Genomic DNA, 8,444 nt, shown 5'->3' with positions numbered 1-8,444 from the left:
GAAGGAGGCTTTCCTGAAAGGCGGCTCTACGGAAACCCGCAATTCCGGCAACCTGACCCTGCCGGCTTCGCCGTATCAGGTCATGGCCGGAACGGTGGTTGCCGGAGCGCTGGTGACGGGCATCAAGTCGGACTTGCCCGGCGACGTGATCGCCACTGTGACAGAGCCGGTCTATGACACGGCCACCGGGCGTTTCCTGCTGATCCCGCAGGGTTCGCGCATCCTGGGCAAATACAACAGCCAGGTCAGTTACGGGCAGAGCCGCGTTCAAGTCGTCTGGAATCGGATCATTCTGCCGGACACGTCTTCGTTGACGCTCGACAATCTGGCCGGCGCAGATCCGGCCGGCTATGCCGGCCTGGAAGACGATGTGGACTACCACTGGGGCCGCATCTTTGCCGGTGCGGCGCTGACGACCCTGCTGGGCGTCGGCGCCGAACTGGCCGCGCCGGAGAATCGACAAGATGGCGATCGCGTCATCATCGCCGGGCGTGACAGTTTGCAGGACACGGTGAATCAAATCGGCCAGGAAGTGACCCGGCGCAACCTCAACATCCAGCCCACCTTGACCCAACGGCCCGGCCTGCCGGTGCGGATCATCGTCAACCGCGACTTGGTGTTGCGGCCGTACCAGCCGCTGTTCTTCAATCGGGGGACTTCACGATGAGCACAACCAAGAAGCTGCGGCTGGGGCCGCTGCCCAAGACCGAAAGCGTCAAGCTCACCTTTGCCTGCCCGGCCAGTCTTAAAACCGACCTCGACCGCTACGCCGCGCTGCACGCGCAGGCGTATGGCGAGGCAGTCGATGCGGCGACGCTGATCCCGCACATGCTGGAAGCGTTCATGGCGGGGGATCGGGGATTCAGAAAAGGAGGGGCAGGCAAGGCTACCCCGCCGAAGCCGAATTGACGATGCGGACGCCTCTACCATCCGCCCACGATGAAAGCGCAGCCCAAGGGCTGCGCTTTCGCTTTGAGCGGTGGCTTGCGTATGATGGCGGTGCGACCTTGCCCGCTCCGCCGCTCCTAGGCTTGCTACCGCGAAGCGCCTATGCGGCACCTAGCTCAAAACGCGGTAAGAGCACACCGAGGCCGAAATCTGGCCTAACCTATTGCCCCACAAGACCTTTCGTACCGTTGCATGTCCGCACTAACGACTTGACAGCGGACATTTTTTATTCCAGCTCGACCCAGCCGTATCGCTGGGACCACGGAAAAACACAACTCCTTACATCTTGGGTCTTGGGCCAAGATCGCATCCCAAGCCTCGGCCACAGATATCAATATTGCGAAATTAGAATATAAATAGCGCTTTTTAATGCATTTTAAACGTTGATTGAGTGATCTTGTCGCCTTGTCGAACAAGCAATCAAGCGCCTACGATCCGGACTGTTTTCATCCCGGAGTCCACCATGCACGCCCGCGTCCGTCACGAAACCCTGGAGCCCGCCTGGTCGGTCCAGGCGATCCTGGAACTGTTCGCCCTGCCCTTCAATGACCTGCTGCTGCGCGCGCAGACGACGCACCGGGCGCACCACCCGGCCAACGCCGTTCAGCAATCCAGCCTGCTGTCGATCAAGACCGGCGCATGCCCCGAAGACTGCGCCTACTGCCCACAATCCTCGCGCTACCAGACCGAAGTGGATGCGCAGCCACTGATGCCGCTGGAACAAGTGCTGGAGGCGGCGCGCAAGGCCCGGAATGCAGGCGCGCAACGATTCTGCATGGGTGCGGCCTGGCGCTCACCAACCGAACGCCAGCTGGACCAGGTGATCGAGCATGTGCAGGCCGTCAAGGCGCTGGGTCTGGAAACCTGCGTGACCCTGGGCATGCTGAAAGACGGCCAGGCCGAACGCCTGAAGGCTGCCGGACTGGACTACTACAACCACAATCTGGACACCGCGCCAGAACATTACAGCGAAATCATCCGCACCCGTACGTTTCAGGATCGGCTGGACACGCTGCAGCGCGCACGCAGTGCCGGTCTGAAAGTCTGTTGCGGCGGCATTGTCGGCATGGGGGAATCGCGTCAGATCCGCGCTGGCCTGATTGCGGCCCTGGCCAGCCTGGACCCCTATCCGGAATCCGTACCCATCAACCAATTGGTGAAAGCGCCAGGCACGCCCCTGGCCCAGGCACCCGACCTGGATCCGATCGAATTCGTGCGCACGATCGCAGTCACCCGGATCGTCATGCCGCGCGCGGTGGTGCGGCTTTCGGCAGGCCGCGAGAACATGCACGACAGCACCCAGGCCCTGTGCTTCATGGCGGGCGCCAATTCCATTTTTCATGGTGATCGCCTGCTGACTACGCCAAACCCCCAGGCAAGCGCGGATGCCCGGCTGTTCGAGCGCCTGGGGCTGGTGCCGATGCCGGAGGCCGAATCATGCACACCCTGATTCTCAGCATTGCCTTCAGTGTCGCCGTCTCGATCTTCCTGAAGCTGGCCCGCCGCAGCCGCATCCACATCGATCAGGCCATCGCAGTGAATTATGCGACGGCGGTGGGGCTGTGCCTGTGGCTGCTGCGTCCGCCCCTGGATACGCTGTTCGATCAATCCCCCGCTGCCTGGCTGATCCTGAGCCTGCTGGGGGTGCTGCTGCCCAGCGTGTTCCTGATCATGGCGGCCGCCGTGCGCCGGGCAGGCATCGTGCGCAGCGATACCGCCCAGCGTCTGTCCTTGATCCTGCCGATCCTGGCGGCTTTCCTGGTGTTTCACGAAGCCGTATCGATGCGCAAGGCCTTCGGCATTGCCCTGGCACTGTGCGCACTGGCCTGCCTGCTGGCACGCCCCCGAACGGCGGCCGCGACGCCCACCCCCGGAGAGACGATATCCGATGACGAAGCACGAGGCACTGCGGCACGCGGCTGGCAGGTGCTGCTGGGCGTCTGGCTCGGCTATGGCTGCATCGACATCCTGTTCAAGCAGATGGCGCGAATCGGCGCCGGTTTCACCGGCAGCCTGCTGCTGAGCTTCACGCTCGCCGGTCTGCTGATGGGGCTATGGCTGCTGGCCCGCCGCACCCGCTGGCACGCTCGCAGCCTAGCGTCAGGACTGCTGCTGGGCGGGCTGAATTTCGGCAACATCTACTGCTACATCCGGGCACACCAGACCTTTCCGGACAATCCCACCCTGGTGTTTGCCGCCATGAACATCGGCGTGATCTCGATCGGCACCCTGGTGGGCGCAGGCCTGTTCCGCGAACGCCTGAATGCCGTGAACATCCTGGGCATCGGCCTGGCCCTGGGTGCGATCGTGCTGTTATTCCCCCGCTGAGGCCATCCGCGCCGGAACCGGCCCCAGCCCAGGCGCGGGCTCTGGTTGAGGTTCCGGTGCGGGCTTAGGTTCCGGTTCCAGTTCCGGTTCCGGCGCAGCGGGCGCCGCCAGGGGGTCATCGATCACCGGATCGTGCGAAATGTCGCGCTGCGGATCGACACGCGGATCCAGCACCGCCATCACGTTGGAATTCTGCAAGGTGTCGGCCATGGGCACGAACTGGGTCGGCGCATCCTCGCTGCGGTGCGTGCCCTTGACGCTGCGTTCACGGATGAGCACGACCAGCAAGGCCGCGCAGGCCGATACGAACACAAAATACACATCCGCCCCCCAGACGCGCATCAGCCCACCCGCCACCAAGGGCCCTAGACAGGCTCCCAGACCATAAACCATGTACAGCAGGGCGCTCAGGCCGACCCGCCGTTCGGGATCGACGTTGTCATTGGCAAAGGCCGCCCCCAAGGGATAGAGCGTGAATTGAATGATCCCCAGCACGCCGGAAAAGACCACCAGCACGGGATACGGGAACGCATACCAGCCCCACAAAGGAGCCCCAAGGCACAGCAGGAGCAACGCACCCAGGCGAATCAGCCGCACCCGGCTCATGTGATCGGCCAGCCAGCCCAGGGGCCACTGAAACACCAGCCCCGCCGCCACGGAAACCGCCAGAAACACCCCGACCTGGTGATTGTCCATGCCGTGCTGCAAACCGTATACAGGGGCCAGGCCATAGAACGCGCCGGTCAACATGCCCGCCAGGAACAGCACGGTCAGGGACAGCGGCACGCGCGCCACGTAATAGCGCAGGGACAATGGCGCCGGCACCTGCAGCGCCGGGTGCAGGCGCCGCGTCAGCGTCACCGGGATCAGGCTGAGCACGCTGCAGATCGCCACGAACACCAACGGATCCGTATCCAGCGTCGGAAACAGCCCCACGGCCAGTTGGCCCAGCACGGTACCCAGGCAGGACGCCACCATGTAGAAACCGAATACCGTCCCCCGCGAAGCATTTTCAGTCTGCTCGTTGAGCCAGCTTTCGATGGCGATGAACAGGCTGACCATGGCAATGCCCGCGACAAAGCGCAATGCCAGCCAGACCCACAGGTCCTCGGTCAGGAGCAGCACCAGCACCGTGATCGTGACCAGCGCCGCGCAGGCCGCGTAGGCGCGAATATGCCCCACACCGATGATCAGGCGATGCCCGATCCGCGCACCCAGCACCAGGCCCAGATAGTAGGCAGCGATCATCGCCCCGACCCAGACCTCGGACACGGACAGCGCCGTCAGCCGCAGGCTCAGGTAGGTATTGAACAGCCCTGAACTGAGCAACAGGATCAGGGTCGCCAGGTACAGGGAAAAGAATGCGCCGATCGTCTTGGCCATGCGGAAATCCGGTCGGGGGCGGCGCCAGCATCCGGCATTGCCCACAAGCAACCATGATAGCAGCGGCACAGCCCGCACGGCGGCGTCCTCGTTTATCATAGGGCCATGAGCGAGACCGACCTTTCCCCCACTCTCAGCCACCTGGACGAAAACGGCCAGGTCCGCATGGTCGATGTCGGCGCCAAGGCCCCGACCGACCGCACCGCCGTGGCCGAAGGCCGGGTGCGCCTGAACGCCCACGCCTGGGGCCTGCTGTCCGCCCAGGCCAATGCCAAGGGCGAGGTCCTGAATACAGCCCGCATCGCCGGCATTCTGGCGGCCAAACGCTGCGCCGAACTCATCCCACTGTGCCACAGCCTGCCGCTCAGCTTCGTCGGGGTGGACTTTACGGCCGATGAATCCAGCCGTACGCTGACCATTCGCGCCACCAGCCGCACCTGTCATCAGACCGGCGTCGAAATGGAAGCCATGACCGCCTGCTCGGTCGCCGCTCTCACGGTCTATGACATGTGCAAGGCCGCCGACAAGGGCATCGTCATCGAGCAGGTACGCCTGCTCAGCAAAACCGGAGGCAAAAGTGGCGACTGGCACAACGATTGAGGTCCTGTATTTCGCCCAGGTCGCAGAACACATGGGTCTGCGGCGCGAGATCCTGCCGCTCGATGGTCCCGTCCAGGCGGGTCACTGGCTGGATGCCCTGACGGCACGCTGCCCCGCGCTGGGTTCCTCGACCCGCCTCAGGCTTGCCATCAACCAGGAACACGCCAGTCGCACGGCCATGATCCAACCGGGCGACGAGGTGGCCGTGTTCGAACCCGTCACCGGCGGCTAGGCAGACAACGGATCATGATCCGCATCCAGACCGAACGTTTCGAGGCCGCCGAACTGGCCAAACAGCTGCAGGACCGCGCAGGCAGCCGCGCGGGCGCCCTGGTGCACTTCCTGGGCATGGTGCGCGACTACAGCCCCGATGCCGGGTCCCACAGCCTGTTCCTGGAACACTACCCAGGCATGTGCGAACGCGAGATCCAGGCGCTGTGCGATCATGCGAAACAGCGCTGGGATGTCCTGGACACCCTGGTCGTCCACCGGGTCGGCGAACTGCCGTTGGGCGACCCCATCGTCTTCGTCGGTGTGGCCGCCACCCACCGGGGCCAGGCCTTCCAGGCCTGTGAATACATCATCGATGCCCTCAAGACCCGCGCCCCCTTCTGGAAACGTGAAACCCTGGCCGATGGCCGCGCGTTCTGGGTCGAACAGCGCGCCGCCGACGCAGCAAAAACCGCCCAGTGGGACCACCCCCAGGAAACACCATGAAGGCCGATCCCACCTTGCCCCCTGTCCACCTGCACTGCGCGGTACTGACGATTTCCAGCCGACGCACGGCAGCCGAAGATTCGACCGGCGACTACCTGGCCCATGCCCTGACCGAGGCCGGTCACATCCTGCAGGCCCGCGCGCTGTGCCCCGACGACCGCTACCGGATCCGCCAGGTGCTCAGCGACTGGATCGCCAACCCTGACATCCAGGTCATCCTGTGCAACGGCGGCACGGGCTTCTCCCACGGCAAATCCACCATCCCCGCCGTCACGCCGCTGCTCGACCAGATCGTGCCCGGCTTCGGCGAACTATTCCGTCATCTGTCCTGGCTGGACATTGGTGCCTCGTCCCTGCAATCCGATGCCCTGTGCGGCACGGCCAACGACACCCTGGTGTTCTGCCTGCCCGGCTCGACGGGCGCCTGCCGGCTGGCCTGGGAAAAAATCCTGCTATCCCAACTCGACAGCCGCCAGCGTCCTTGCAACTTCGCCAGCACCTACCGCGCACCATCCGATTAGACCCCGATCATGCTTGATTTCGACACAGCCCAGGCCCGCCTGGCAGCGCGCGGACACGCCCCCGACCATCACGAAACCCTGCCTCTGGATGCCCTGTATGGCCGTGTGCTGGCCCAGGACATCGTCGCCAGTCTGGACCTGCCCCCCGCCGACAACAGCGCCATGGACGGCTATGCGCTGCGGGCCGCCGATGCCGCCACCGCCGGCGCCATGCTGCCAGTCCAGCAGCGCTGTTTCGCCGGCCAGGCGCCCGACCCCCTGCTGCCCGGCCAGGCCATCCGCCTGTTCACCGGCAGCGTGATCCCGGCAGGCGCCGACACGGTCGTCATCCAGGAAGACTGCCGCGAAAACGACGGTCAGGTCACCGTCCTGGCCCCGCCCCGCCCCGGGCAGCACATCCGCCGCCGGGGCGAAGACATGCAAACGGGACAGACAGTGCTCACCCAGGGCATCCGCCTGGGCGCCGGCCATCTGGCCGTGCTGGCGTCCCAGGGATACGACCGGGCGCCCGTCTTTCCCCGCCTGAAGGTCGGCATCCTGACCACCGGCGACGAACTCATCCCCCCCGGCCAGCCCCTGCCTCCGGCCGCCATCCATAATTCCAACGCGCCCATGCTCGCCAGCCTGTGCGGCGGACTGGGCACAGCGGCCCCGGTACTGCGCCACGTCCGTGACGATGCGGAAGCGACCCGCCGCGCCCTGGCCGAATTGAACGAGTCCTGCGATCTGGTGCTCAGTGTAGGAGGGGCGTCGGTCGGGGAGAAGGACCTGGTCAAACCCGCCATCGAGGCCCTGGGCGGCACGCTGGACCTGTGGCGCGTGCGCATGAAACCAGGCAAGCCAGTCGCCCTGGCCGAACTCAACGGCCGCCCGCTGGTGTGTCTGCCGGGCAACCCGGTCTCGGCTTTTGTCGTGTTCACGCTGCTGGTCAGCCCCTTGATCCGGGGCCTGCAGGGCCAACGCAATGTGCTGCCCCCGATCCGGCGCGGCATCCTGGATACCCCCCGCCCTGTCGGCGGAGAACGCGACGATTTCCTGCGCATCCAGGCGGTGCAGTGCGCCAGCGGCCTGCCCGTGCTGACCCTGCACACGCAACAAAGCTCGGGCGCCCTCAGCAGCCTGGCCTGGGCCCACGGCCTGGCGCGCATCCCGGCCGGGACACGACTGGAATCCGGCGCGGAAGTCGACTGGATGGCGCTGTCGGACTGGCTGGTCTAGGGCCGGTTCACTGCCAACGCGCCCAATCCTCGGGAGTATTCAGATTGACCAGGGCGTCGGCATCAGGGAAATCGACAGCGGTCGCGCCACAGGACCGCAACCAGCCCTGAACCTGGCGGCCGCCTGCATCCAGAAACATCTGCAGCCCATCGGCCAGATCGCGGTGCACCATCAGGCACAGCGGCTGCGGTCCGCCAGGTGTGCGCGCATAGGCCGGGCGATCGACCCGGGCTGCAGCGCCCAGACGCGCACCCAGGTCACTGGGCCAACGCAGCACATCCACCGGCAGCACGAACAGCCAGGGGGCCCGCGTTCGCCTCAGGACTGCCAGTACGCCCGCCAAGGGGCCACACTCGGCGTAGGCGGGATCGTCCCGCACCACCACGCCATGCGCTGCGTAATCGTCCGGATGCCGATTGGCGCTGATCCACAGGGTTTCTGACCCCTGGGTCTTGAGGAAACGGCAGGCATGGGCAACCAACGGTTCGCCATGCCAGTGCATCAGTCCTTTGTCGGCGTGCGGCTGGTCGGCCGTGCGCATGCGCCGGGACTGGCCTCCCGCCAGGATCAGACCGTCAAACATCACCCGTGGCAACCTCAAGCCGTTGCATCCCTCCACCTCGCCGCTTGCAAGCGGCTCGGATTCGACAGGCACGAAGTATCTTCACCCGTTGCATCCCTCCACCTCGCCGCTTGCAAGCGGCTCGGATTCGACAGGCACGAAGTATC

11 protein-coding genes are annotated in these 8,444 nt (G+C 65.2%); 9 read left to right on the top strand and 2 right to left on the bottom strand.

Annotation, left to right across the window (positions count from 1 at the left end):
- The 4 genes from RBR29_RS08865 to RBR29_RS08850 all read left to right on the top strand — a co-directional run.
- Nucleotides 1–667: TrbI/VirB10 family protein (locus RBR29_RS08865; protein ID WP_320348687.1), on the top strand; the 667-nt coding region annotated here is incomplete at its 5' end.
- Entirely contained in the window at nucleotides 664–909 is a 246-nt protein-coding gene (locus RBR29_RS08860; protein ID WP_320348685.1) for a DUF2274 domain-containing protein, read from the top strand. The genes RBR29_RS08865 and RBR29_RS08860, both read left to right, overlap by 4 nt.
- A 502-nt stretch (nucleotides 910–1,411) precedes the next feature.
- Nucleotides 1,412–2,398 (top strand): biotin synthase BioB, encoded by a 987-nt coding sequence (gene bioB / locus RBR29_RS08855; RefSeq protein WP_320348684.1) that lies wholly within the window; start codon nucleotides 1,412–1,414, stop codon nucleotides 2,396–2,398.
- The gene (locus RBR29_RS08850) at nucleotides 2,386–3,276 is read left to right on the top strand and encodes an EamA/RhaT family transporter (protein ID WP_320348682.1); all 891 of its coding nucleotides are present in this window, start codon (nucleotides 2,386–2,388) and stop codon (nucleotides 3,274–3,276) included. Before bioB ends, RBR29_RS08850 begins: the two co-directional genes overlap by 13 nt.
- On the opposite strand, the gene RBR29_RS08845 is transcribed toward RBR29_RS08850, so the two are convergent.
- Nucleotides 3,262–4,659, bottom strand: a complete 1,398-nt coding sequence (locus RBR29_RS08845) for an MFS transporter (protein ID WP_320348681.1) — start codon at nucleotides 4,657–4,659, stop codon at nucleotides 3,262–3,264. The genes RBR29_RS08850 and RBR29_RS08845 overlap by 15 nt on opposite strands.
- Nucleotides 4,660–4,764: 105 nt before the next feature.
- Here RBR29_RS08845 and moaC point away from each other — a divergent pair, with 105 nt between their 5' ends.
- The 5 genes from moaC to glp are packed head-to-tail and all read left to right on the top strand — an operon-like array spanning nucleotide 4,765 to nucleotide 7,715.
- On the top strand, nucleotides 4,765–5,259 hold the full coding sequence (gene moaC, locus RBR29_RS08840) for a cyclic pyranopterin monophosphate synthase MoaC (protein WP_320348680.1): 495 nt from the start codon (nucleotides 4,765–4,767) through the stop codon (nucleotides 5,257–5,259).
- Nucleotides 5,237–5,491 carry a MoaD/ThiS family protein gene (locus tag RBR29_RS08835; RefSeq protein WP_320348678.1) on the top strand — a complete coding sequence of 85 codons (255 nt, stop codon included), beginning with the start codon at nucleotides 5,237–5,239 and terminating at the stop codon, nucleotides 5,489–5,491. Before moaC ends, RBR29_RS08835 begins: the two co-directional genes overlap by 23 nt.
- A 14-nt stretch (nucleotides 5,492–5,505) precedes the next feature.
- Entirely contained in the window at nucleotides 5,506–5,976 is a 471-nt protein-coding gene (locus tag RBR29_RS08830; protein ID WP_320348677.1) for a molybdenum cofactor biosynthesis protein MoaE, read from the top strand.
- Nucleotides 5,973–6,497 carry a molybdenum cofactor synthesis domain-containing protein gene (locus RBR29_RS08825; protein ID WP_320348676.1) on the top strand — a complete coding sequence of 175 codons (525 nt, stop codon included), beginning with the start codon at nucleotides 5,973–5,975 and terminating at the stop codon, nucleotides 6,495–6,497. The genes RBR29_RS08830 and RBR29_RS08825 overlap by 4 nt, the downstream gene beginning before the upstream one ends.
- A gap of 9 nt (nucleotides 6,498–6,506) precedes the next feature.
- Nucleotides 6,507–7,715 (top strand): gephyrin-like molybdotransferase Glp, encoded by a 1,209-nt coding sequence (gene glp / locus RBR29_RS08820; protein WP_320348675.1) that lies wholly within the window; start codon nucleotides 6,507–6,509, stop codon nucleotides 7,713–7,715.
- A 7-nt stretch (nucleotides 7,716–7,722) separates the two neighbouring features.
- On the opposite strand, the gene RBR29_RS08815 is transcribed toward glp, so the two are convergent.
- Entirely contained in the window at nucleotides 7,723–8,298 is a 576-nt protein-coding gene (locus RBR29_RS08815; RefSeq protein ID WP_320348674.1) for a molybdenum cofactor guanylyltransferase, read from the bottom strand.
- Nucleotides 8,299–8,444 lie beyond the last annotated feature (146 nt).

Origin of the sequence: Castellaniella sp., assembly GCF_034007085.1 — a bacterium.
Classification (GTDB): domain Bacteria; phylum Pseudomonadota; class Gammaproteobacteria; order Burkholderiales; family Burkholderiaceae_B; genus Castellaniella.
This window is presented reverse-complemented; position numbering and strand designations above follow the sequence as displayed.

Excerpts from the sequence above, each read along its gene's own strand:
- RBR29_RS08815 (WP_320348674.1), bottom strand. The coding sequence starts at position 8,298 with ATGTTTGACGGTCTGATCCTGGCGGGAGGCCAGTCCCGGCGCATGCGC.
- RBR29_RS08825 (WP_320348676.1), top strand. The coding sequence starts at position 5,973 with ATGAAGGCCGATCCCACCTTGCCCCCTGTCCACCTGCACTGCGCGGTA.
- RBR29_RS08845 (WP_320348681.1), bottom strand. The coding sequence starts at position 4,659 with ATGGCCAAGACGATCGGCGCATTCTTTTCCCTGTACCTGGCGACCCTG.
- glp (WP_320348675.1), top strand. The coding sequence starts at position 6,507 with ATGCTTGATTTCGACACAGCCCAGGCCCGCCTGGCAGCGCGCGGACAC.
- RBR29_RS08860 (WP_320348685.1), top strand. The coding sequence starts at position 664 with ATGAGCACAACCAAGAAGCTGCGGCTGGGGCCGCTGCCCAAGACCGAA.
- moaC (WP_320348680.1), top strand. The coding sequence starts at position 4,765 with ATGAGCGAGACCGACCTTTCCCCCACTCTCAGCCACCTGGACGAAAAC.
- RBR29_RS08830 (WP_320348677.1), top strand. The coding sequence starts at position 5,506 with ATGATCCGCATCCAGACCGAACGTTTCGAGGCCGCCGAACTGGCCAAA.
- RBR29_RS08850 (WP_320348682.1), top strand. The coding sequence starts at position 2,386 with ATGCACACCCTGATTCTCAGCATTGCCTTCAGTGTCGCCGTCTCGATC.
- bioB (WP_320348684.1), top strand. The coding sequence starts at position 1,412 with ATGCACGCCCGCGTCCGTCACGAAACCCTGGAGCCCGCCTGGTCGGTC.